We start from the raw sequence: 23,324 nt of genomic DNA, 5'->3' as shown, positions 1-23,324 counted from the left end.
ACCGTATTCCATTCCTGGCCCTTGCGGCCACGCCTTGCGAACGAGTTTGCCGAGAAATCATGAATTGTGTGCCACCGCGCGCCGCGAGCGCGTCATGACCGAAATATTGCCAACGACCGCCGATACCACGCCGACCGGCCTGGACGAGCACGCGCTGACCGGCGTGCTGGCCACGATCGCCGCGCGCGCCGAGGAACACGACCGGGCCGGGACCTTCCCGTTCGCGGCGTTCGAGGCGCTGCACGCCATCGGCGCGCCCGCCTTGACCGTCCCGGTCGCCTACGGCGGGCGCGGCGCGGGCATCGCCGAAGCGGTGGAACTCATCGAGCGGGTGGGCGCCGCCGACCCCTCGGTCGGCCTGATCCTGCAGTGGAACTTCACGAACCACCTCGGCATGCTCCACCCGGACAGCCCGTGGCCGGGTGAGTTGAAGGAGCTGGTGCTGCGGTCGGCCGCCGCCGACGGCGCGCTGATCAACGGTCTCGCGGTGGAGCGCGAACTCGGCAGCCTGGCGCGCGGCGGCGTGCCCGCGACCACCGCGACCCGGCTGCCGTCGGGCGACTGGCGCATCGACGGCGAGAAAGCCTACGCCACCGGCATTTCCGGTCTGACTTGGTTCACCGTGACGACCAGCACCGCGGAGCCGCAGCCGCGCATCGCGACCTTCCTGCTGGACCGGTCGGTGACCGGCTGGCGAGTGGAGCGCACGTGGAACCACCTCGGCCTGCGGGCCTCCGACACCCAGTCGGTGATCTTCGATGCTGCCGTTGTGCCGCAGGCCCGGCTCGTCGACCTGCGCGATCCCTCCACCGGCACGGCGAAGGTGCGCCGCGCGGGCCGCCAGGCGCTGCCGCTGCTGCTGGCCGCCAACTACAACGGCGTCGCGGTCGCCGCCCGCGACTGGCTGGTGCGCTACCTGCACACCAGGGTGCCGACCGCGCTGGGCGCCTCCCTGGCCACCGTGCCGCGCTTCCACGACCGCGTCGGGGAGATCGAGGCGTGGATCCAGACCAGCCGGGCGCTGCTGCGCCACGCGGTCGCCAGCCTGGCCTGCGAACCGGCGGGCGCGCTGCCCGCGCTGGCCAAACATGTCGCGACCACTACCGCCATCCGGGTCACCGAGTCCGCGCTCGACTTGACCGGGAACCCGGGGCTGGATCGCCGCAACCCCCTCGAACGCCACCACCGCGACGCCCTGGTGGGGCGAATCCATTTCCCGCAGAGCGATTTCGTGCTGGCCGACCTGGGTCGCACGGCGCTGGCGGCGGGCCGAGCAGTGGAGCGACCATGAGCCGACGGCAAGTGCACCTGAACGTCAATATCCTCAACGCCGGCGTCTTCGGCGGCTCCTGGCGTTTCCCGGGGACGGACCCGGTGGCGAGCTTCGGGCTCGACCATTACGTGCGGATCGCCCGGCGGGCCGAGGAGGCCCGGTTCGACGCCGTCTTCCTCGCCGACGGCCCTGCCATCCGGGAGGACATCCGGTACCGGCCGTTCAACAGCTTGGAGCCCTCGGTGATCCTGGCCGCGGTGGCCGCGGCCACCAGCCGCATCGGGTTGATCGCCACGCTCTCCTCGAGCTACAACCACCCCTACGACGTGGCCCGCCGCTTCGCTTCGCTCGACCTGCTCAGCGGGGGCCGCTCCGGCTGGAACGTGGTGACCACCGCGGGAGCGGACGCCGCCCGCAACTTCGGGTTCGACGAGGAACCCGAGCACGGGGCCCGCTACCAGCGCGCCGCGGAGTTCGTCGCCGTGGTGCGCGCGTTGTGGAACAGCTGGGAGCCCGGCGCTTTGGTCGGCGACAAGTCCGCGCACCGCTTCGCCGATCCGGACAAGATCCATCCCGTCGATCATCGCGGCACGCATTTCCGGGTGGCCGGTCCGCTCAACGTGCCGCGGTCCCCGCAGGGCGAACCCGTGGTGGTGCAGGCGGGCGCGTCCAGCGACGGCCGCGGGCTGGCCGCCAGGGTCGGCGAGGTGATCTTCACGGCGGCGCAGACCGAGGAGGAGGCCGGTGAGTACTACCGCGACGTGAAATCGCGCGCGGTGGCGCTGGGCCGCCGCGCGGAGGACGTGCTGATCCTGCCGGGTCTGTCGACGGTGCTCGGCTCGACCGAGCGGGAGGCCGCGCAGCGACGGGAGCTGCTCGACGAACTGGTACCGCCGGACTACGCGCTGAACCGGCTGGCCGCCCAGCTCGGCGTGGACCGCGAGGCGCTACGGCTGGACGCGCCGCTGCCGTGGCATCTGCTGCCCGAACCGGATCGGGCCGGCGGCTCGCAGACCTTCTACAAGATCGCGCTCGGGCTGGCTCGCCGGGACAACCTCACCGTGCGCCAATTGCTGCGCGAGCTCGGCGGCGGCGCGGGCCACCGCATCGTCACCGGCACACCGGAACAGATCGCCGACGCGATCGTCGACTGGGTGGACAAAGGCATCGCCGACGGCTTCAACCTGATGCCCGACGTGCTGCCGGACGGATTCGACGATTTCGTCGACGGCGTGGTGCCCATTCTGCGGCGGCGCGGCGTGCTGCGCACCGAGTACGAGACCACCACATTGCGTGGGCATCTCGGGTTGCCCGTCCCCGGACACACCCGCCCCCACGCGGAAGGAGCCGCCTGATGACCCGCACCCTGCACTTCTTCGTCAACGTCGGCAGCTCCGGCTACCACCCCGCGGCTTGGCGCGAGCCCGGCCTGCCCGCCGACGCGTTCATCCGGCTCGAGCACTATCAGCACGTGGCCACCGTCGCCGAGCGCGGCGCGCTGGACGGACTGCTGTTCCCGGACATTCCCGTGCAGCAGCCGGGCATCGCCCGCGCCCCCGCCGCGACGCTCGACCCGATCCTGGTGACCTCGGCGCTGGCCGTATCGACCGAACGGATCGGGCTGATCCCGACGGCGACCACATCGCTGAACCTGCCCTACAACCTCGCCAGGCGCATCCTCTCGCTCGACCACGCCAGCGGCGGACGGGCGGGCTGGAACGTCGTCACCACGTTCGAACCGAACGCCGCCCGCAATTTCGGCATCGAGTCCCTGCCCGAGCGCGACGAGCGTTACCGGCGGGCCGCGGAATTCGTGGAGTTGACCCAGAAGCTCTGGGACAGCTGGGAAGCCGACGCCGTCATCGGGGATCAGGCGGGTGGCCGCTTCGCCGACCCGGACAAGGTGCACGCGGTGGACCACCGCGGCGAGTTCTACGCCGTCGCCGGTCCGCTGAACGTCACCAGGTCGCCGCAAGGACGTCCGGTGCTGGTGCAGGCCGGCGCGTCGCCGCAGGGCAAGGCGTTCGCGGCCGCGCACGCCGAGGCGATCTACACGACCCAGTTGAGCGCGACCGCGGCCAGGGAATTCGTCACCGGGGTACGGAGCGCTGCCGCTGCCGCGGGCCGGGACCCGCGGGCCATCCGGATTCTCCCGGGACTGGTGCCGGTGCTCGGCGCGACCGAAGCGCAGGCACGCGAACGCTTCGACGCGCTGCAAGAGCGGTTGCCCGCGGACAGCGCGCCGGTACGCGCACTGGCCCGCTGGCTCGGCTACCCCGACGAAGAGCTGGATCTGGACGCGCCGCTGCCCGCGCGGCTGACCGCGCTGCCCGATGGCCGCATCGGCCCGCAGGGCTTCTTCGAATCGCTGACCCGCTACGCCACCGAGACCGGTCACACGGTGCGCAGGTTGCTGACCGAGTTCCTCGGCGGGCACCGGGTGGTCGCGGGCACCCCCGTCGCGGTGGCCGACCACATCGAGCGGTGGTTCCGCGAGACCGGCGTCGACGGTTTCACCATCATCCCGGCCGTGCTGCCGAGCTATCTGGAGGAGTTCGTCGATCAGGTGATCCCGGAACTGCGCGCCCGTGGCCTGTTCCGGGAGGGCTACGAGCACACCACCTTGCGCGGTCATCTCGGCCTCGCCGAACCGGCGAATTCCTTCGGCCGTACGCACTACGAGAAAGTGACCACCCCACGATGACACTCCGCTATCTCGGCCGCACCGGTGTGCTGGTCAGCCCGCTCACCCTGGGCGCCATGAATTTCGGCGCCTGGGCCAACCGCGACCACGACGACGCCGCACGCATCATCCACCGCGCGCTCGACGCGGGCATCAACGTCGTCGACACCGCCGACGTCTACTCCCAGGGCGAAAACGAGGAGATCGTCGGCAAGGCCCTCGCGGGCCGCCGCGACGAAGTCGTGCTCGCCAGTAAATTCCACGGGCAGATCGGCGCCGACCCGAACTCGCGCGGCAACTCCCGCCGCTGGATCATCCGCGCCGTCGAGGACAGCCTGCGCCGGTTGAACACCGACCATCTCGACCTCTACCAGGTGCACCGCCCCGACCCGGACGTGCCGCTGGAGGAGACGCTGCGCGCCCTGCACGACTTGGTCGCCGCGGGCAAGATCCGCTACTACGGCACCACCACCTTCGAACCGCACCAACTGGTGGAGGTGCAGTGGGTGGCCGAGGACCGCAATCTGACCCGCCCGGTCAGCGAACAGCCGCCGTATTCGATCCTGGCGCGCGCGGCGGAGCGGGCCACGCTGCCGATCGCTCAGAAGTACGGGCTCGGGGTGCTCACCTGGAGCCCGCTGGCCGGTGGCTGGCTGTCGGGGCGATACCGGCCTGGGACGGACGCGCAGCCGTCGAGCAGGCTCACCAGGCAACCGCATCGGCACGATCCCGCGCTGGCGGCCAACCAGCGCAAGCGCGCAGCCGCCGAGGAACTGGCGAAGCTGGCCGACGACGCGGGACTCTCACTGGTGCACGTGGCGCTGGCGTTCGTCCTCCAGCATCCCGCGGTGAGCAGCGTCATCATCGGGCCGCGCACCCTCGAGCAGTTGGAGGGACAGCTCGGCGCGGTGGACGTCCGGCTCGACGCCGCGGTGCTCGACCGCATCGACGAGATCGTCGCACCCGGCCTGACCATCAGCCCCGCCGACGAAGGCTATCTGCCGCCTTCGCTCACCGACTCCGCCACCCGCCGCATCGTCCGAGGAGCCCACTCATGAGCCTGTCCGATCTGCGTGTCCTCGGCCGCACCGGGGTGCGGGTCAGCCCGTTGGCCCTCGGCGCCATGAACTTCGGCGCCCGCGGCCGCACCACGCACGAGGAGGCGATCGCGGTGATCCACCGCGCGCTGGACGCGGGCATCAACATCGTCGACACCGCCGACACCTACTCGCGCGGCGAATCGGAGACCATCGTCGGCAAAGCGCTGCGCGGCCGGCGCGACGAGGTGATCCTGGCCAGTAAGTTCCACAACGCCGTCGACGACGACCTCACCCACCGCGGCAACTCGCGGCGCTGGATCGCCCGCGCCGTCGAGGACTCGCTGCGCAGACTCGGCACCGATCATCTCGACCTCTATCAGGTGCACCGGCCCGAATCGGTCACCGCGATCGAGGAAACCGTCGCAGCGCTGGATGATCTGGTCCGCGCCGGCAAGATCCGCTACTACGGCACCTCCGTGTTCTCGCCCGGCGAGTTGATCGAGACCCAGTGGGCGGCCGATCGGCGCAAGCTGAATCGGCCTGCCACCGAGCAGGTTCCGTATTCGCTGCTGGTGCGCGGCATCGAACGCGAGACGCTGCCGATCGCGCGTCGGTACCGGCTCGGCGTGCTCACCTACGGTCCGCTGGCGGCGGGCTGGCTGTCCGGCAAGTACCGCGCGGGCGCGGCGCAACCCGAGTCCTACCGCGCCGACCTGATCCCGGGTCGTTTCGACATCGCCGCCCCGGCCAACGCCGCCAAGCTCGCCGCGGCCGAAGCGCTGGCGGTGCTGGCCGAGGAATCCGGGCTCACCCTGGTGCAACTCGCGGTGGGCTTCGTCCTGTCGCACCCGGATGTCAGCGCCGCGATCATCGGCCCGCGCACCGCCGAGCACCTCGACGCCTACCTCGGCGCGGCCGCGGTGACGCTGAGCGCGGACGTGCTCGATCGCATCGATGAGATCGTCGCTCCCGGAATTGTTTTCAGCGATCGCGACACCGGAGCGATCCCGCCCGCGCTGGCCGACCCGGCGTTGCGGCGCAGCGTCGCCTGAGCGCCCCGCGCCGAATCCGTCCTTCGCCGGTGGCGCACCGGCCCCTACTCCAGGAGTTCCGATGACCAGCATCGATACCGCCGCGGCCACCATCGCGCGCCCCGGTTCCCCCGAGATCGCTGCCTTCGTCGCCGAGGTGGCCGCGGACGCGGCGCGCCGACGCGCCGAGGGCGGCGACGAGCCACCGCACGCGGCGATCGCGGCGGCCAAACGGCTGCGTCTCGGCGCGGTCCGGGTACCCGCCGATCTGGGCGGCGGGGGCTGGCGGATCTCGGAGCTGTTCGATCTGCTGATCGACCTGGCCGAGGCGGACCCCGACGTCCCGCACATCCTGCGCATCCACTTCGGCTTCGTGGAGGAATTGTTCCGGTTGCCCCGCACCGGCAAGAAGGCGGCCTGGATCCCGGAAGTGCTGGCGGGCAAGCTCTTCGGCGGAGCGCTAACCGAATTGAGCAATCGTTCCGCAGGCAGCTGGACCTACGACAGCACTTTGACGCCAGCACCCGGCGGGGGCTACCTGCTCAACGGGCGCAAGTTCTACAGCACGGGCGCGCTGTATTCCGACTACGTGCGCATCAGCGCCGAGGTGCCCGGACAAGGCCTGCTCACCGCCGTGGTCCCCGCCGACCGGGCCGGCGTCGCCCATCTCGACGACTGGGACGGCATCGGCCAGCGGCACACCGGCAGCGGCACCACGGTGCTCACCGACGTGGCGGTGGCCGAGTCGGAGACGCTGCCGTGGCGCGGTTCGGATTCCGGCGTGCCGCCGCGCCAGGCGTTCCCGCAGTTGTACCTGCACGCCATAGCCGCGGGCATCCTGCGGTCCGCGGCCGCCGACGCCGCGGAGCTGGTGCGCACCCGCAGGCGGAACTTCGTCTTCGCCAATACCGAAGAGCCCCGCCACGATCCGCAACTGCTCGAGATCATCGGCACGATCTCCGCCACGGCCTTCGCCGCCGAATCGCTGGTGCGCGCCGCCGCGCTGGCGCAGGATCGCGCCTTCGACGCCGCCCGCGCCACCGGGATCGACGCGGACCTCGAACACGACGCGGCGGTGCTGGCCGCCAAAGCCAAGGTCGCCATCGAGGAGCCCGCACTGCGGGCGGCGGGGCGCATCTTCGATGCCGGCGGCGCCTCGGCCACCCGCGCCTCCGCACAGTACGACCGGCACTGGCGCAACCTGCGCACCCTGTTCTCCCACAACCCCGCGGTGTACAAGGCCCGCGCGCTGGGCGACCTCCTGGTCAACGGCACCCCGCTGCCCGAAGCGGGTCACTTCTGAGGCCGGAGTCATCGCTCGGAAACATCAATACGGCATGCAACGCCGAAGCTGCGCGCGACGGTTGGGTGCACACGGGTGACATCGGCAGGCTCGACGAGCACGGCTTCCGCTGCGTCGTCGACCGTAAGACGAACTGATCGTCAGCGGTGGCTTCAACAGCTGCCATCGGTGCGGTCTCGCGTTCGGACCGCACTCTCCGGCGCCGGGTGTTCCGCACGACAGACGTTCGCGCCGCAGCACTTCCGATGGTTCGTGTGAAACGCCTACGCGAACGACTGAGCCGGGTCGGACCCCCGCGAGATACTGCGGGAGGAAAGCCGTTGGTTCCACGGCACCGAACCCACCTGGACGCGCGTCGAAGCGCGCGGTGTCGCCTCCGTCGGCCGAATCCGGGTCACCCGCACGTGGACCGACGCACACCAGTAACGCCATCTCGACCTCGAGCCGGTCGTCTATCGGTCGACCCCGCCGCTCGATCGCTCGCGGTGGCTCGTACTTCACGGAATTGAAGTGGCTCGGGCCATGTCACCACCCAGCAGCGCGGCACCGCTTTACCACCGCAGCGAGGCCCGGTTGACGATCGTCACCCGGATCACCGGGGGACAACCAGGCCAGGCGGCACTCGCTGCGCGGCGGGCTATCCACGTGCCAATGGGCAGCAGGTCGATCACGATTGAGCTCATCCATCCAACCGGCGAATATTGACACGGTTACGCTGCAGGTTGAAGCTGAAGACCGGTGTGAGCAGTAGTCTCGTACAGCGGGGAGGGCCGCTGTGCACCACGACGGACCATCGGCAGCGTAGAGGCGATGGTTACGTGTCGGGATATCTTTCCCCGCTCGGTTCATGCGATGCGAAGCCTTGAACGCAGGTTCGGCTCCCCACCGATCGTTCTGATCCACGGGCTTCGGATGACGCCCGCAACTGCAACCGCGCTGGGCGGAGCGCTACGCTCTCGCATCGGCGACGAGCCCCGCGGGCACGTGGGCAGGGCCGACCAGCGACCTACCTACAAGGTGGTCGTCGCGGATGTCCCGAGTTCCGTGGAACTGAGCGGCGGCTCCGGTCGGCGCAGTGCTTCGTTCAGGTGATGACGAGTTGCTGCCCAGCGCGGGCACGAGCCTCGCACAGACGCGATTGTCGGAGTGGCTGACCCGCCGGGTGACCCAGTCGTGCGGGCGGCAGCGTGCCGCCCGCACCGAACACAGGCCGCTGTCGGGCCGGATCCGGCTTGAGCACGTCCTGCACAGCGAAGGAGCACGCCATGAGCTTTGTTCGATTCGCCCGAACCGCGCTCGTCACGATCGCCCTCGTCGCCGCCTCGGCCGCGGCGCTGGCCGGTCCGGCCGCTGCCCGAGGATTGCCCACAGTCGTCTTGGTGCACGGCGCCTTCGCCGACACCACCAGTTGGGACCCGGTCGCCGCAGAGTTGCGCGGCCGCGGCTACACCGTCGCCGTCCCCGACAACCCCCTGCGCGGACCCGGCTACGACGCGGCCACCGTCGAGAAGACCCTCGCCGGGATCTCCGGGCCCGTGGTGCTCGTGGGCCACTCCTACGGCGGCGCGGTCATCAGCAACATCCACAACCCGAACGTGCAGGCCCTTGTCTATGTCGCCGCGTTCGCGCCGGCAGAGGGGGAGCCCGTCCAGCTGGGACTGGATCCGATCCGATTCCCCGGTAGTCAGCTGCTCCCGCCCGTCTTGCAGGTCAAGCTCGTCGACGACGCGCACGCGATCGGCGGCAGGAACCTCGACGGCTACGTTGCCTCCGACGCGTTCCACCGGGTGTTCGCGCCGGATGTCAACGATGCGACGGCCGCGACCATGCTGGCTCACCAGCACTCGATCGCGCTGTGGGCCAACCTGGAGCCGTCCGGGCCGACGTCCTGGTCGAACACTCCGAGTTGGTCGCTGATCCCCACCGGCGACAACATCATCCCGCCCGCTTCGCAGCGCTTCATGGCCGGCCGCATCGGGGCGCACACCACCGAGATCGCCGCCTCACACGCCGTGCTCGTATCCCAGCCCGTCGCCGTCGCCGACGTCATCGTCACCGCCGCGGGCAGCTGACCGGGGGCAGGTCGAACCCCTATACCTGCCCGCGCTCGTCGCCGAGCGCCCGCACGTGGTGGCAGGAGCACACACCCACACCGACGAAATCTCCACCTCCGGCCGCCGGCGAGAGTCTGACGCTCGCAGGGTCGGCCGCGATCCGTGGGACGAGTTCTTCTTCCGGTTCCTGGATCCGACCCGCACCTACAGTTGCGCGTTGTGGAACCACCCTGAGGACACACTCGAACAAGCCCAACTGAACAAGATCGACCTCGCGTTGGGCAAATGCGACCTGCGACCCGGAATGACCCTGCTCGATGTCGGGTGCGGGTGGGGATCAGCCCTGCTGCGCGCCATGGACACCCGCCAGGTCAACACGATCGGGTTGACCGTCAGCCGCAGCCAATACCGGTACGTGCGCGACCAGCTCGCGCGCGGACATCCGTGCGGCCGGGTATGGCTGCAGGGCTGGGAAGCCTTCGACGGCCACGCCGACCGCATCGTGTGCATCGACGCCTTCGAATACTTCCACCACGACAGCTACGGCGAGTTCTTCCAGTTCGCCCACCACGCCCTGCCCGTCGGGGGTGTGCTGCTACTGCAAACCATCGTCGGTTACCACCGCGACGGCCGGCGCGCCCACGCTATCGAGCACACCGGCATCGATGACGCGTTCATGCAGTTCCTCACCGGCACGGTCTTCGCCGGTGGCCCACTGCCGGCCCCGACCGGCCGCGACCCCAAGGGCGTCACCGCATACGCCGAAGACGCCGGCTTCACCGTCACCGTCACCGGCATCCAGGCGATGGGACCGCACTACGCCACCACCCTGGACCACTGGGCGAGTGCCCTGCACGAACACCGCGACCACGCCATCGAGCTCACCGGAACCGGCATCTACAACGCCTATATCCGGTACCTGACCGGATGCGCCGACTACGCCCGCCGCGGCCACATCGACGTCATGCAATTCACCTGCACCAAACCCGGAACACCGCACTGAAACGGACACGAAGAACACGCGGCCACATTGGTTGCGCGGCGGGTTCATCGAGTGCGGCTGGCTTCCGGTGGAAGCGGTGAGGGCGACGAGCAGTCCGACACGCTGACGAAGCTCCGAGCTCCAGTGGCGCGTCGGTAGGCCGATGGCAGGACCGGTGGCTTGTCCGCGCGGGAGGGCACCTCGTCGGGGTCGAGTCCGCGGTCGATGCCGGCCGTGGGGCGGGTCGTGTGTGACTGGTCGGCCTCAAATCGTGGTCACGAAGCCGCCGTCGATCCTCAGATCGGATCCGGTGATGTTCGCGGACCGGTCGCTGGCCAGGAATACGACCAGGTCGGCAACCTCGTCCGGAGTGGTGAACCGGCCCATGGCGGCAGCACCGGCTGTCGCGGACCGCACCTGTTCCGGGCTCTGACCGCTGGCGTCGGCGATCGTGTCGGCCACCCCACCTTCGTCCAGCCACAGCCCTGTCGTCACGGGCCCGGGGCTGATGGAGTTGACGCGAATATTCCTCGGCCCCAATTCCTTCGACAATGCCTTGCCGAAATTGGTGACGGCGGCCTTGGTGGCGCAGTAGTCGTAGATGCCGGGTCCGGATAGTACGCGTTGACCGATCCGACAATGACGATCGATCCACCGCCACGGCGATACATCTGTGGCAGCGCGGCGCGGGTCGGCCGCACAGTCCCCATCACATTGAGATCCCAGGATGCCTGCCACTGGTCGTCGGTAACGCGCGCGATACCGCCCGGTTGGACAGTGACCGCCCCGACGTTGTTGACCAATACATCGATGCCACCGTGATCCGCCGCAGCCGCGATCAGGTCATCCGCGCCGCCGGGCAGCGACAAATCGGCGGATACAAAGGTCACTTTCCCGGCATCCACCAGCGCGCCGAGACCGGCTCCTCGGCTGCGTGATCCGGCCACGACGTGGGCCCCGGCGTCCACCAGCGCCTGGCTGATCGCAAGCCCGATACCTCTGCTGGCGCCGGTCACCACGGCGATCTTGCCCGACAGATGTAGATCCATACGTTCTCCCATCGCCAGCTCGGTTTGTGACTCCGAAGACGCTACGCCCGGCTCAGCTCTCTGCTTCGTCGAAGGCATACGGACTCTCCGAAAGGCTTTACATCCGCGGTCTTCCGTCGCGTCTGCGCAATCATCACCGAGCCCCCATGAATCCTGGGCCGTGCACGTGGTCGCCGTCCCGAGCCTCCGCACGACCCCGCATCTGACGAGCACTACGAGAACAGCTCCGTGTGTTCGGCGATGTACCGCCCAACCGTGGATGGCGGCTGTCCTGTGATCTTCTCGACGTCGTCGGTGGCTCGGTCGTAGCGCCCAGCGCGGTGCAGCAGTGCCATGGTGGCCAGGTGCTGCTCGACGTGCGCGGGCAGACCTCGGGGCTCGAGGACCTCCTCGACCCAGGTTTCCTGGGGGATGTCGGTGCCGCGAATCGGCCGGTGCAGTCCCAGGGTGTACTCGGCGGCCAGGCCATCGATGTCCAGACTCTGCGGACCGGTCAATTCGTAGACGTCGCCGATGCGGTGATTGGGATCTGTAAGTACTGCCGCAACCGTGCGTGCCACGTCGCTGGTCGCTATCGGTGACGTTCGACCCGTTCCGAAGGGGAGGGCCAGTACGTTTCGCTCGCGCAGCGACGGTGCCGCGAATCCGGTGAAGATCGGATTGTCCAGAAACACCGTCGGCCTGATGTGCACGGCCGGCACACCCGACCAGTTCATGACATGCTCGGCGAGATAATGCAACCGATGTTGGCGAGACTCGCCCACACTGGTCAGCGTCATTTGAGAAACGGTCATCTGGGACATGTTCACGATCACCTCGAGCTGGCCGTATGCCAATGCGGCGTCGCAGACGACGGCCGTCGCCTGCAGGTAGCCCGGCGAAACTCCCATCGAAAAGAACATGCGATCAGCACCGGTCATCGCGCCGACCACATCTCGTGGCTCGGTCAAATCGCCGACGACGACTTCAGCGCCCAGCGCGCGCAGCGGCTCGGCTCGGGCGTCGTCGTGGTGCACCAACGCGCGAACGCGGTCCCCACGTTCCCGCAGTCGCTCGATCACTTGCCTGCTCACGCCACCGGTGCCACCACCCGCCCCGGTGATCAGATACAAGGGCGCACTCATGCTCGCTCCTCACGGTGTGTTTTCCCAATGCTCGGCCAGGGGAGTGCGGCGAACCGCTCGAGCATCACACGGGACAACAGCAGCACCGAGCTACGTGGCCGGTGGTTCACCACGATGCGCTGGGCTTTCCGGCGGCGTCGAAGGTGACCTGAACAATGACGTGAATCGGCACGCCGGGGACCGATGCGGTGTAGTCCTCGAGGAAACTGTTCTCGTCGCATGGCCCGCCGTAGTGGAAATCTTGAAACTCATATATTTCACGGGCGGCGACCACGACTTCATGGACGGCATGCGCGCCTTGTATGGCGCCGTCCCACGCCGCGCCTTCCTCGGTTACATCGTCGGCGAGATTGTCCAGCCACGCTGGATAGTACGGCTTCCCCAGGTATGTCGATGTCACGCCGCGCCTCCCGTGGAATCCGGTAGCGAGCCGGCTCGCCGACACGCGCCCACGATGTAAGACCTATGACCCGTGCAACTATATCGACCGGCAGCCCCGGTTGCGGAAAGCCACTTGGACAATGCGGTAACGGCGCGCTCGCAGAACCGGCATCCGTGGCGCAGGAATAGGCGCGATGCGCCGACACTCCCGACCGCCGACGATCACGCGCTCAGCGGCATTACCCCATTCGCGGGGAGTGTCGAATATTACGACACTCCCCGCTCATTCGGAACTCTTGGCATGAGGTAAACGGGGTGATGTCCTGTGTAGTGCGTTCCCGTGGCGAACCGGGGTGTACACGTCGCGTGCGTAGTGAATCCCTCGCCGAACACCTACGCGATCTGCGACTATTAGGAGGGGTGTTCGAGTTCGATCCACCCGCGAACCACCGGCATCCGTACCTAGAACTGCGAGGACCTTGCAGAGGCGATTTTGACCGCCACGTACTGCGTTCGTTCCGGTGGAATGCACGCACTGTGTGCCTGTGGACGAGTTCATGTTCGGTCGGCGGCCCGTTCGAAACGATGGCGTCACCGTGATCCGATGTCGATTCGGAGGAGCACATGGTGTCTACAAGTGAGGCACGACGAATGACGATCGGCGATTTTCTGCTTCGCCGTCTGGCGGAGGCCGGGATAAGCCACCTGTTCGGTGTCCCCGGCGACTACAACCTCGAGTTGCTCCAGCAGCTCGAGGACAGCGGCACCATGCGTTGGGTCGGCACTTGCGGTGAGCTGGCCGCGTCCTACGCGGCGGATGGCTACGCGCGGCTCAATGGCATGGGCGCGCTGCTCGTGACGAACGCCGTAGGCGCGATGAGTGCGATCAACGGGGTCGCCGGATGCTATGCCGAGCACGTTCCGGTGGTCTGTATCTGCGGGTCGATTCCGCTCAGGTCCATCGATCGCGGCTTGGGGATGCATCACACGATGGGCGACGGGACGTGGGATCGCTTCCTCGGTGCTTACGCGCAGGTGACTGCCGCGCAGGCCAGGCTGACCCCCTGCAACGCGGCTGTCGAGATCGACCGACTGATTCTCACCGCATGGCGGGAGAAACTGCCCGTGTACGTGGAAGTGCCGTCCGACATCGCCTACCTCGATATCGAGGCCCCGTCCGAGCCGCTGGCCCTCGAACAACCGTCCAGTGACCCCGAACGGTTGCAGTCGTGCATCACCGCCGTCGCGCGCCACTTGTCCGATGCCAGGTCACCGGCGATTCTGGTGGATCTGGACGCCGACCGATTCAGCGTCGCCGCCGAGGTCATGGAACTCGCCGAGAAGATGCAACTTCCTATCGCGGTGAGCAGCACGGCAAAGGCGGTGATCGACGAGACGTTCCCTCACTACGTCGGTGTCTACAACGGCGAGGCAAGTGCGCCATACACACGCGACGCGATGGAGAACAGCGACTGCCTGCTGTGCATCGGCTACCGACCGATCGAAGTGACCACGGGCGACTTCACGGCCGCACTGCCCGCCGACACGATCCACCTGCGGGGACACTCGGTCGACGTCGGCAATGACAACTACCAGGCGGTAACGCTCCAGGAGGTTCTCGGCGGCATCATCGATGCGGTGCCGCACGTCACCAATCGCGCCACAAGCCGACCCACGGAAGCCGCACCACGCGTTCACGCCGACGGCTCTGCCAACCTGACACAGGCCATGTACTGGCAGGCCATCCAAGACTACATCCAGCCCGGGGACGTGCTACTAGTCGATAACGGCACGTCATACGCCCTCTTCGGCCTTCAACTCCCGCGAGGCTGCACCTTCGTCGGGTCGGTCAACTGGGGTTCGATCGGCTACTCGGTCGCTGCTCTGCTCGGCACGCTGACTGCGGCACCGGATCGACGCCACCTGCTGTTCGTCGGCGATGGCTCGTTCCAGCAGACCGCGCAGGAACTGTCGACCATCCTGCGGTACGACCACAAGCCGGTGATTTTCCTGATCAACAATGGCGGATACACCATCGAGCGTGGCTACCTCGGCAAAACCGAGTCCTACAACGACATCGCCACGTGGGCGTACGCGGACCTGCCGAAAGTGCTCCGCCCCGGCACCACCGCACGGTCGTACACCGCCAGAACTCCAGCGGACCTGCGCAACGCCCTATCCGCACCCAACGACACGCTGATCTTCATCGAATCCATCATGGATCCCCTCGATTCCCCCGCCCCGGTGACCGCCAGCAGCAACAGAGGAGCAGACCTCGACTATGGGCCGCGCGGCCCACAACACCACGAGGGTGCTCAGCTTCGACCCGCATGACCCGGAAGACGAAACGACAATGGCCCGAACGCTGTGCTCGCGAGAAAGGTTCAGGCTCAGACTTCAGCGCCTGTCACAACCACTGCGGTTGCTTGTCTGAGCGCTTGCGTCCTAGACCGGCGCGCCGCGGGCCGAGCTTCGAGAAGGTCGCAGGCGCGCGTGGCCGCAGGCGACCCCTGGGACGAGCGTGCATACGAAATGTACCCGCCCGCAATGAAATCCCTATACCGCGAGCGCGGAGCCACCTTCGGCAAGGAGCGCTACGGCGAACTCGGCATATCGCGCGAGGATGACGAGAACAGCATCTCTCGAACATTGTTCGGCAGCTCCTGCGAGGCCGGATCGGACTGCATGGCAGCGGATCCGCCGAGACTCCTACCCATGTGCACGACGTTCGATCGTGAGCTACAGCCACCCACATGAACGGAAAGGAATCGCGATGACCAGTTCCCCCGCCGACCTTATGCGACGCAATCTTCTGGACGTCTTCAACGAACCCGACCCGGCTCGCCGGGCCGCGGCCATCGCCGAGACGTATGCCGAGGACGTGATCTGGCACGAACCGGACCGAATTCTGCGCGGACGCAAGGACCTCGAGCGCCGGGCCGAGGAGTTGCGTGCCGAAAACCCGGACTGGACCTTCCGGCCCTTCGGTCCGGTGTCGGAACTCGACGACATCGGCCACCTCGGCTTCCAGTACGGCCCCGTCGACCGACCTCCGGTGATCAGCGGCATGGATATCGCTCGTACCGAGGACGGCGTCATCATCGAGCTCTACACCATCGTCACCGAGACTACGGCGGCGACGGTGCTGACGGCCAACCTGTACCGCGGCTGACCGTTCTCGAGCGCTGGTCCGACGGCACCATTCGGCTGTACTGGGCAAGCGAACTCATGTTCGTACCGCCAGATGATTCCGGGCAGGATCCCGGGCGCCCCGATAACGGTGGAGACGCCTGGGCACTGTTCGATCTGGCCACTACGCCGCCGTTCCGGCGATGGCGAGTTCGACACTCGCCCGCGAACTGGTGACGACGCTGACGGAGTTCGCGGACACTGTGGCGATTCGGCGCCGGCGGAGGCGACCCACGTGCCACGGGCCGGGAAGATCGGGTCAGCCGAGTTGGGGGACCACGCTGTGCACGCGGGTGATGAAAGTGGCGAAATCCGCCATGAACCGGGTGAGGAATCGCTTCGTCGAGTCGTCGAGGACATCGCCATCAGGGGTGAAGACGTCCGGGTGGAATTGGATGTAGGCCTCAGGGGAATTCATCTGCGGGGAATTGCAATAGCCGAGCACGCTGCGCAGACTGAGCTGAGCGAGCGCGGTGCCGAGTTTGCCCGGCGAGGCGCCGATGACGGCGGACGGCTTGAGCGCGAACGAGTTGTCGCCCCATGGGCGGCTGGCCCAGTCGATGGCGTTCTTCAGCGCTCCCGGGATCGAGCGGTTGTATTCCGGCGTCACGAACAGCACAGCGTCGACAGCGGCGATGGCCGCCTTGAGTGCGCGGCCCTCCGGCGGGTAGTCGACGTCGTAGTCGCGGTTGTACAGCGGCAGATCCTTGATCGGAATCTCGGTGAACGACAACTGGGTCGGCGCCAGCCGGATCAGAGCCTTGGACAGGATCCGGTTGGCGGATTCCCTGGAAAGACTGCCGACGATGTAGCCGACCGTGTAGGTACTCACGCGTTGCCTCCTGACCAGAGAGGTGCCCGGTGCTGTACGAAGCGCCGAGCGTCGTCGACGCGCGGCGGTTTCACGAGACTGCACGGACAACGTAGCACTTCACAGCGGTCGCGGCGCCCGAGAAACGGACGCCGCCGGTCGGCGGCGGTGTCGCGGTAGTGGATGGACCGTCTGTGGCTGAGCCGTTTGCTGAAGTGAGTGCGGTCCAGCTTCATCTAGTGCGGTCGTTGCTCATCGGATTGATCAATGGCCCCGGCCGATCTCGGCTTGAAAGTCATGGAACGCCCCCCTCTTCGAATACGAAAAGGGGTTTGCCCCCGTGTGCGGGTGTTTCGGCGAGCGAGACGGCTTCGGTGAAGTGTTCGAGCGGGAATGGCTGACCTGGGGGAATGTTCAGCACTTCGTCAGCGACGAGATCGCGAACCTCGGACAGCGCGCGCAGCGCATCCTGAGGTGAGGTAGTGCCGAGCCAGTGGTAGAGCCAGAAGCCACGGACCACTTTGGTTTCGTAGATGATCGAGCGTGCCAGCAGCGGGATCGTCAGCGCTGCCGGGTCGGCTTGGCGGTGGGTGGAGAGTGCGCCGTAGACCACGACCTCTCCGCCCGGAGCCAATGCCTGGGATACCCGGGCACCTACCTCGCCCGCGACACAGTCGATGGCCTTGCGCACCCCGGGCGGTCCTGCGATTTCGATGACACGCTGCAATAGGTCCTCATCCGCGGTGCAGATCACCTCCTCCCCACCGAGCGTCTTGATCTCCTCGACGGCATCGCGTCTCCGCACGACGTTGATCGTCCGAATACCCAAATGTCTGGCCAGTTGGATGACGAGCCGGCCGACAGTGGAGCCCGCGGCCGTCTGCAACATCCATTCACCCGGCCGTACGTCGAGTTCGTGAGTCACCAGTAACAGCGCGGTCAACGGATTGACCGCGAGCTGGCAGGCACTGGAATCGCTCAGATCATCGGGGACCGGCAGAAGCCTTCCTGTATCGGCGACGATGTATTCCTGCCACGTGCCGGTTACACCGACGGTCACCACGCGCTCGCCGATCCGCAGTCCCTCGGTATCCGGACCGAGCGCCTCGATTCGGCCCACGCATTCCATACCCACCACGGTGGGAAACTCGGGGGAGAAACCGTAGCGGCCACGCAGCATGTGCAGATCGCTGGCGTGGATCGGTGTCGCTTGCACGCGGATCAACGCCTGACCGGCTTCCGGCGTGGGAACGGGCCGTGATTCCAGCCGCAGGACGTCGGTTGGCTCGCCGATTTTTCCGGCTACGAGCGCGCGCATGGATTGTGGCATGAGCGAACTTTCGGCTCTCGGCGCCCGACTAACTCGGGCGTTCTGGACAGGAACACGCCGGTGTCTACGTCGGCGACTGGGCTCCGGACCTTTCTTTTCGATGGAGCAAGACCCGTGCGCACGTTGCCGTCGGCGTCCGGTCAATGCAGGCCGATGATCACCCGCTCACACCGGCCGATTACCGGCCGTTTCGCCTCTACCGCCCCAGGTATGACGCCAGAAGTTACCCCACAGCAACTGTGCTGGACGGTCGACTCGCCGATCCGATGCCCAGCTACCGGGTGAGCGAGGTACTCGGCGATCTGGCCATCGACAACGACAACGACAACGAGAAGCGGCTGCGGGCGACATCGCGGATTTCCCTGCGCACCGGATCGAGCGGGGACGACCGATAGACGACGACCGCGCTAGAGGTCGAGATAGCGTTGCTGGTGTGGCGAGTGGTACGGGGCGCCGCGTTGCGCGGGGACCCGCCGCAGCTCTTGTCGTGGTGACAAACGTCCGGTGAGACTTCGTACTCTCGGGACGATGGCGCGATCTGCGCGCCGATCTACTGTTTCGGCGTCGATCTCGAGCGAACCGCACAGCAGCGCGGCGGACCCATCCAGGAGAAAGATTTGATTGTGTTCATTCCGACCGAAGAACCATCGTCACGATCGGATACTCCGGCCGCCAACGATGCCCACTCGGCGATGAACAGCGCCGAGAATTCTCTCTCGCCGAATACCGAGCACGCATCCGACGATATTCTCCCGCTCGGACCGCCCGCACTGGTTCTGGGCATCGTGCTGCTCGGCGCCGGGTTCGCCGCGCTGCTACCGGCTCGGAGTTGGTCACGCGACTACGGCTCGCTGGTCCTCCCCGCCTATGTTCTTTACATCAGTCTCGCCGGTTCGCTGAGCGTCTGGGGTCTCCGGCTGGCCCACCGGCAGCACGTCCGAGCGCTTCGCAGCGCGACCGACCAGCGGAACTCCGCGGCGAGTTCCGTCGCGCAACGCGCTCGCCCGAGCGCCGAAACCCATCCCACGTTCGTGCGGCAAACGCAGCGATCAGACGCCGGGATCGGTGGCCGCGCGCAGGACCGGTAAGGCCCCCATCGCTAGGAACCGCATTCGGTCCTCCGAGTCCATCGGCAGGCTTGGGCACGCGACGACCGAGTGCCCTGGCGGACGCATCGCGGCCTTTGGCGATGAGGTGGACGAACCGGGCGAGATAGGTTTGAGGGCGCGGCCGCCCACTGCGCTCGTCGTGCGAGCCGGTCCGATCACCAGGCTCCGGCCGTGTACACGATGCCACCACGCCGATCGAGGTGTACCGGAGGCGCCTCCAGCAAGTTTGGCAGCACTGACCTTCAGAATCAATGCGTGTCTGCGGTATTCGGCTCAGCACGTCTAGCGTGTGCTGGTGAGTCGCAGCTGGTCGCAGCGAGTTTCTGGTGTGGAGGCCTTTGGTACCGGGTGCCGAGACGAGGGGGCCGGCCGTTTACAGCGGCGCGGTGGTGCTATTCGGTGAAGGACACGACATAGTGCCTCGACAACGGCTTCGACAACACGATCAAGGAGGTTCACGTGGCCGAGAAGAGCTACCGCTCCGCCGATACCGGCGAATACGTGAGCGAGGAGACCGCAGCGGAGAACCCGAAGACCACCCTCGGTGAGGATGAGCCTCACGACGGGGACAGCCGGCGCGACCGCTCAGCAATTACTGGACATTTCGTCAAGCCTGACACCAGCCGCCGTCACCCCGACACCACCGTGACCGAGAACGGATGACGCATCGAGTCGCGCCACCGTTTCGAGGCGGCGGCCAGTCCGGCATTCGATGGGAACTGCTCCGCGACAACGGCGGTTCGGTGTTTTACGGTCACCCGGTGTTCGGGCGTGTTCAGCAGGGCGGCCGATAGGGACGGCCGTGTAGGTAGAGTCCCCAGTCGCCTTCCCAGAGCGGCCCGCTGACCTGCGCGCAGATGCGGGGGATGAGTTCGTCTGGCGTGGTGTCCCACGATATAGGTGGGTGATCGTCGTATTGGGCGTGCACCCGTCCGCGCTCGTCGAACCGAAGCACGCGCAGGTGGACGGACAGCTCGGCGGGTAGGGACCAGGCGAACAGTTCCTGCGGTGCGGAGCGGTCGCGCAGGTCGAACAGTCGAACCGAACGATTGTCGCCCACTGCGAGCACGGTCGCGTCCGAGGACAGGCCAATGGCATACGTCGAGAGACCTGACGGGCTGCCGATGGATGCGGTCAGCCGCGCCTTGTCCGGATGTGTCAGATCGAATACCCGTATTCGGCCGTCCTCGTCGCCGAATACAAGCACACGACCGTCGCGGCTGAGGGTCGTCGCGGAGACCCGGTTCTTCTTGTCCGGGTACGTGGCGACGATCCGGGGAGTTCGCGGGTCGGTGGCGTCTACGATCGACATGCTGCCGTCGCCACCGGCGATGAGAATCAAACCCCGTTCGACGGCCTCCACCCGGCTTATTCGGAACTCGCTGTCGAGCGTGCCCAAGGGCACCGGATGGGTTCTGTCACCGACATCGAAGATCTCGAGTCCGTCGGGTACGCCAATCGCCAGTTCGGTACCTGTTGGGTCGAACGACAGCGCTGCACTGAGCCCGGTCATACTGTTGCGTATGTTCACGGTCCCGACTTGCACCGGGGCAGCCGGATCGCCTACATCCCAGAGGAACACGGAGGTGTCGTAGCCGCCGACGGCCAACGTGCGCCCATCAGGGCTGAACGCCAGTGCCACGCCGGTAGCAACAGGCAGGACGGCGGTCACCACTGGTCGGTCGACATCGACGAGATCCCGGAGCACCACCTCTTGGCTGCTGCCGGATGCCAGCAGCCGTCCGTCCGGACGCACCGCGATCGCGGCGGCCTGGTCCGTCAGATCGGTGAGCGCGGGGCCGTAAAGACGCCAGGTACGGACCCGCCCGCCGAAGGAAGCGGTCACGACATCGCGGCCGTCGGCGGTGAAAACGGCCCCTGACACCATGTTCACGCCGTCGTCCAGAACCTTCTCGATATGAATCCTCGCCAGGTCCGCGGTGTTCCACAATCTGGCGCTGTCGCGGCTCGCGGTGACCAAGTGGTGACCATCGCGACTGAAGACCGCAGTGCATACAGGACTCTCGTGCTTCTTCACTATCGCAGGGGCGGCAGGACCCGCGAAATTCCATACCGCCACCCGGCCGTCGTTACCGCCAGCCACCAGGGACCGTCCATCCGGTCCGAAATCCGCGACGCACACTCCTTCCGGACGGCCTGACAGAACCGCGCCCGGCGCCGGGGAGAGGGGGTCGGCCACGTTCCACAGGCGGATCGCGCCGTCGGGAGCTTCGACGGCCAGCAGCCGCCCATCCGGGCTGAAGGGGATCGACAGAACACCGGATACACCGTCGGTGATGCTGCCGGCCCGGCTCGGATGCGCGGGATCAGCGATCGACCATAGGTCAACCCGCCAGCCCTCGCGCCGGATCTGCCCGCCGACCGCCAATGTGCGGCCGTCTGGACTGAATCGAAGTGATACGACAGGCGGGCCGACGAACTGCGCGACAGCAATTGGGTCGGCCGGATTCGTAATGTCCCACAGACCAACGGTGCCGTCGAGACTGCCGGTGGCCAGCAGCCGGCCGTCCGGGCTGAAAGTCACCGAATAGGTGAATCGAAGGGCCAGCCTGCTCAACGCGTTGGACCTGTCCGCAGCGGTCAGATCCCACAGTGTGACGGTTTGTGACTCGCCTGCGGTAGCCAGCAGCATCCGGCCGGAATTGATCGCCGCCACGGAATCGGTGAAACCGAGGTAGGTCTCCTGTGGGGTGGCGACCGCGGCCAGCAGTCCGGACCACGCTTGGGAGGTCGGCGCGTACCGGTAGGCCAGAATGTTCAACTGCCTGGCGAGGTTCTGCTGCGTCGGTCGAACCCCCGCGGCATCCGCCGCGAGCCGACGCGAAAGCGCAATATCGCCCTGGTTTCTGGCTTCCAGCAGCTGCTGTCCCGCGAAGACCACAGCCACTACCGTCGCCACGGTCGAAAAAACGACGATGACGAGGGCCGCTCGGCGCAGCCTCAACCCTCTGCGATCCGCACTGTCGAGGTCGTCCGGGCTCCTGTCGTGCACGGGTGCGGCCAGTTTGCATATCGCGGACCGAAATGGACTGTTGCGCAACGTGAGCCGACGGGAATCGAGGTCGCGCAGGTCGACCCACAGCGGCTCACCGCGGAACCATCCGTCGAGCTGCGGTGGTAGCGCCGTGGTGCGCGATCGATCGAAGTCGCCGAGCCGCTCGTCCCAGTGGATCTCACCGGCGGCTACGACTATCAGGAATTTCTCCGGCGTGCCGATCTGCTTCCAGAACTCCACCTCCCGCCGCACCCCCTTGGACGCGGCGGCCTGCGGGGAGGCCAGCAGAATGAAGAACTCGGACTTCCGGATCGCGAGTTCGAGGGTGGCCCACAGGTCTGCGTTCGCGGGCAGACTCGTGTCGTCTCGGAATACCCGCAACGCACGTAATGTGTACCAGCGCCGGGCCAAACGGTGCAGACCCTGCTGTACCGCGGTCGCAACCACCCGGTCTTCGCCGTGGCTGTAGGAAATGAACGCGTTGTAGTCGTATTGTCTGCTCCGCGAATCGGCCACCGCACCAGCATGGCGCACCCAAACCCGTGCCGGTGCCAAAGACTGCTGAAAGCCCCTACACCGGCTTCACGGGCAACGTCGGTCGAAGCGCAGAAGCAATCCGATGGAACAGCATCTCGGAACTGATTATCGGCGAATGACGCGGCAAATCGGCCACTGAGTTGTAGCTGTTGAATCCGCGCAGGTAGTTGTAGATCATCGCTCGCGATACGCCGATCAGTTTTCGGGACCGAGGAGACGGTCTCCTCCGCCTGGCACGGGCCTGGTGGATCTGTTCGGCGGTAATCGCCGGTGGTGTTGCCGGTGGGTCCGTGCGGCGGGCCAAGCCCTACTCGGTGCCGTCGATGATCAGCTCGCGGATGAATTCGGCCAGCGCGGCGAAGGAGTGGAAGACCAGGCGCCCGCCGGAGATAAGGTCCTGCAGCGATCTGCC

General features: G+C 67.0%; 18 protein-coding genes and 2 pseudogenes. 13 read left to right on the top strand and 7 right to left on the bottom strand.

What is annotated here, in order from left to right; genetic code table 11:
• The first annotated feature begins 94 nt into the window (after positions 1-94).
• The 8 genes from ABZW96_RS13740 (at position 95) to ABZW96_RS13705 (ending at position 10,387) form a co-directional block, all read left to right on the top strand.
• On the top strand, positions 95-1,291 hold the full coding sequence (locus ABZW96_RS13740) for an acyl-CoA dehydrogenase family protein (protein ID WP_355074370.1): 1,197 nt from the start codon (positions 95-97) through the stop codon (positions 1,289-1,291).
• Positions 1,288-2,628 carry an LLM class flavin-dependent oxidoreductase gene (locus ABZW96_RS13735; protein ID WP_355074368.1) on the top strand — a complete coding sequence of 447 codons (1,341 nt, stop codon included), beginning with the start codon at positions 1,288-1,290 and terminating at the stop codon, positions 2,626-2,628. Before ABZW96_RS13740 ends, ABZW96_RS13735 begins: the two co-directional genes overlap by 4 nt.
• Entirely contained in the window at positions 2,628-3,977 is a 1,350-nt protein-coding gene (locus tag ABZW96_RS13730; protein ID WP_355074366.1) for an NtaA/DmoA family FMN-dependent monooxygenase, read from the top strand. The genes ABZW96_RS13735 and ABZW96_RS13730 overlap by 1 nt, the downstream gene beginning before the upstream one ends.
• Complete coding sequence (locus ABZW96_RS13725) at positions 3,974-5,014, top strand: aldo/keto reductase (RefSeq protein WP_355074364.1); 1,041 nt, start codon at positions 3,974-3,976, stop codon at positions 5,012-5,014. Before ABZW96_RS13730 ends, ABZW96_RS13725 begins: the two co-directional genes overlap by 4 nt.
• The gene (locus tag ABZW96_RS13720) at positions 5,011-6,048 is read left to right on the top strand and encodes an aldo/keto reductase (protein WP_355074363.1); all 1,038 of its coding nucleotides are present in this window, start codon (positions 5,011-5,013) and stop codon (positions 6,046-6,048) included. Before ABZW96_RS13725 ends, ABZW96_RS13720 begins: the two co-directional genes overlap by 4 nt.
• Positions 6,049-6,109: 61 nt before the next feature.
• On the top strand, positions 6,110-7,330 hold the full coding sequence (locus tag ABZW96_RS13715) for an acyl-CoA dehydrogenase family protein (RefSeq protein WP_355074361.1): 1,221 nt from the start codon (positions 6,110-6,112) through the stop codon (positions 7,328-7,330).
• Positions 7,331-8,595: 1,265 nt separating this feature from the next.
• Positions 8,596-9,402: an alpha/beta hydrolase gene (locus ABZW96_RS13710; protein WP_355074359.1), complete on the top strand. Its 807-nt coding sequence runs from the start codon at positions 8,596-8,598 to the stop codon at positions 9,400-9,402.
• A 55-nt stretch (positions 9,403-9,457) separates the two neighbouring features.
• Positions 9,458-10,387, top strand: coding sequence for a class I SAM-dependent methyltransferase (locus ABZW96_RS13705; protein WP_355074358.1), 930 nt, complete (start codon positions 9,458-9,460; stop codon positions 10,385-10,387).
• 243 nt (positions 10,388-10,630) lie between these two features.
• Here the strand turns inward: ABZW96_RS13705 and ABZW96_RS13700 are convergent.
• From ABZW96_RS13700 to ABZW96_RS13690, 3 genes and pseudogenes are all read right to left on the bottom strand, one after another.
• Positions 10,631-11,415: pseudogene (locus tag ABZW96_RS13700) on the bottom strand (SDR family oxidoreductase).
• 212 nt (positions 11,416-11,627) lie between these two features.
• Positions 11,628-12,539, bottom strand: coding sequence for an NAD(P)H-binding protein (locus tag ABZW96_RS13695; protein WP_355074356.1), 912 nt, complete (start codon positions 12,537-12,539; stop codon positions 11,628-11,630).
• Positions 12,540-12,645: 106 nt separating this feature from the next.
• Entirely contained in the window at positions 12,646-12,939 is a 294-nt protein-coding gene (locus ABZW96_RS13690; RefSeq protein ID WP_355074354.1) for a hypothetical protein, read from the bottom strand.
• Positions 12,940-13,544: 605 nt separating this feature from the next.
• Here ABZW96_RS13690 and ABZW96_RS13685 point away from each other — a divergent pair.
• A complete protein-coding gene (locus ABZW96_RS13685) occupies positions 13,545-15,254 on the top strand; it encodes a thiamine pyrophosphate-binding protein (protein WP_355074353.1) in 1,710 nt (569 codons plus the stop codon).
• 439 nt (positions 15,255-15,693) lie between these two features.
• On the top strand, positions 15,694-16,092 hold the full coding sequence (locus ABZW96_RS13680; protein ID WP_355074351.1) for a nuclear transport factor 2 family protein: 399 nt from the start codon (positions 15,694-15,696) through the stop codon (positions 16,090-16,092).
• Between the two features lie 276 nt (positions 16,093-16,368).
• Here the strand turns inward: ABZW96_RS13680 and ABZW96_RS13675 are convergent, their stop codons facing one another.
• On the bottom strand, positions 16,369-16,941 hold the full coding sequence (locus ABZW96_RS13675) for an NADPH-dependent FMN reductase (protein ID WP_355074349.1): 573 nt from the start codon (positions 16,939-16,941) through the stop codon (positions 16,369-16,371).
• A 274-nt stretch (positions 16,942-17,215) separates the two neighbouring features.
• Positions 17,216-18,250, bottom strand: a complete 1,035-nt coding sequence (locus ABZW96_RS13670) for a zinc-dependent alcohol dehydrogenase family protein (protein ID WP_355074348.1) — start codon at positions 18,248-18,250, stop codon at positions 17,216-17,218.
• Between the two features lie 239 nt (positions 18,251-18,489).
• Here ABZW96_RS13670 and ABZW96_RS13665 point away from each other — a divergent pair, with 239 nt between their 5' ends.
• From ABZW96_RS13665 to ABZW96_RS13655, 3 genes are all read left to right on the top strand, one after another.
• Positions 18,490-18,645, top strand: a complete 156-nt coding sequence (locus ABZW96_RS13665; protein WP_355074347.1) for a hypothetical protein — start codon at positions 18,490-18,492, stop codon at positions 18,643-18,645.
• 297 nt (positions 18,646-18,942) lie between these two features.
• Entirely contained in the window at positions 18,943-19,338 is a 396-nt protein-coding gene (locus ABZW96_RS13660) for a hypothetical protein (protein ID WP_355074345.1), read from the top strand.
• 480 nt (positions 19,339-19,818) lie between these two features.
• Positions 19,819-20,022 (top strand): hypothetical protein, encoded by a 204-nt coding sequence (locus tag ABZW96_RS13655; protein ID WP_355074344.1) that lies wholly within the window; start codon positions 19,819-19,821, stop codon positions 20,020-20,022.
• A 112-nt stretch (positions 20,023-20,134) separates the two neighbouring features.
• Here the strand turns inward: ABZW96_RS13655 and ABZW96_RS13650 are convergent, their stop codons facing one another.
• Positions 20,135-22,036: a WD40 repeat domain-containing protein gene (locus ABZW96_RS13650; protein WP_355074450.1), complete on the bottom strand. Its 1,902-nt coding sequence runs from the start codon at positions 22,034-22,036 to the stop codon at positions 20,135-20,137.
• A 540-nt stretch (positions 22,037-22,576) separates the two neighbouring features.
• A pseudogene (locus ABZW96_RS13645) lies at positions 22,577-22,891 on the bottom strand (toll/interleukin-1 receptor domain-containing protein); the annotation flags it as partial.
• Positions 22,892-23,324 lie beyond the last annotated feature (433 nt).

It is taken from the genome of Nocardia sp. NPDC004168 (assembly GCF_040610355.1).
GTDB lineage: Bacteria > Actinomycetota > Actinomycetes > Mycobacteriales > Mycobacteriaceae > Nocardia > Nocardia sichangensis.
The sequence above is the reverse complement of the archived record's forward strand: the minus strand, read 5'-3'. Positions and strand labels throughout refer to the sequence as shown.

What these genes read in the sequence shown, in the direction of transcription:
- ABZW96_RS13680 (WP_355074351.1), top strand. Translation starts at nt 15,694, where the DNA reads ATGACCAGTTCCCCCGCCGACCTTATGCGACGCAATCTTCTGGACGTC.
- ABZW96_RS13670 (WP_355074348.1), bottom strand. Translation starts at nt 18,250, where the DNA reads ATGCCACAATCCATGCGCGCGCTCGTAGCCGGAAAAATCGGCGAGCCA.
- ABZW96_RS13710 (WP_355074359.1), top strand. Translation starts at nt 8,596, where the DNA reads ATGAGCTTTGTTCGATTCGCCCGAACCGCGCTCGTCACGATCGCCCTC.
- ABZW96_RS13740 (WP_355074370.1), top strand. Translation starts at nt 95, where the DNA reads ATGACCGAAATATTGCCAACGACCGCCGATACCACGCCGACCGGCCTG.
- ABZW96_RS13660 (WP_355074345.1), top strand. Translation starts at nt 18,943, where the DNA reads ATGAACAGCGCCGAGAATTCTCTCTCGCCGAATACCGAGCACGCATCC.
- ABZW96_RS13735 (WP_355074368.1), top strand. Translation starts at nt 1,288, where the DNA reads ATGAGCCGACGGCAAGTGCACCTGAACGTCAATATCCTCAACGCCGGC.
- ABZW96_RS13685 (WP_355074353.1), top strand. Translation starts at nt 13,545, where the DNA reads ATGGTGTCTACAAGTGAGGCACGACGAATGACGATCGGCGATTTTCTG.
- ABZW96_RS13720 (WP_355074363.1), top strand. Translation starts at nt 5,011, where the DNA reads ATGAGCCTGTCCGATCTGCGTGTCCTCGGCCGCACCGGGGTGCGGGTC.
- ABZW96_RS13730 (WP_355074366.1), top strand. Translation starts at nt 2,628, where the DNA reads ATGACCCGCACCCTGCACTTCTTCGTCAACGTCGGCAGCTCCGGCTAC.
- ABZW96_RS13725 (WP_355074364.1), top strand. Translation starts at nt 3,974, where the DNA reads ATGACACTCCGCTATCTCGGCCGCACCGGTGTGCTGGTCAGCCCGCTC.
- ABZW96_RS13695 (WP_355074356.1), bottom strand. Translation starts at nt 12,539, where the DNA reads ATGAGTGCGCCCTTGTATCTGATCACCGGGGCGGGTGGTGGCACCGGT.
- ABZW96_RS13715 (WP_355074361.1), top strand. Translation starts at nt 6,110, where the DNA reads ATGACCAGCATCGATACCGCCGCGGCCACCATCGCGCGCCCCGGTTCC.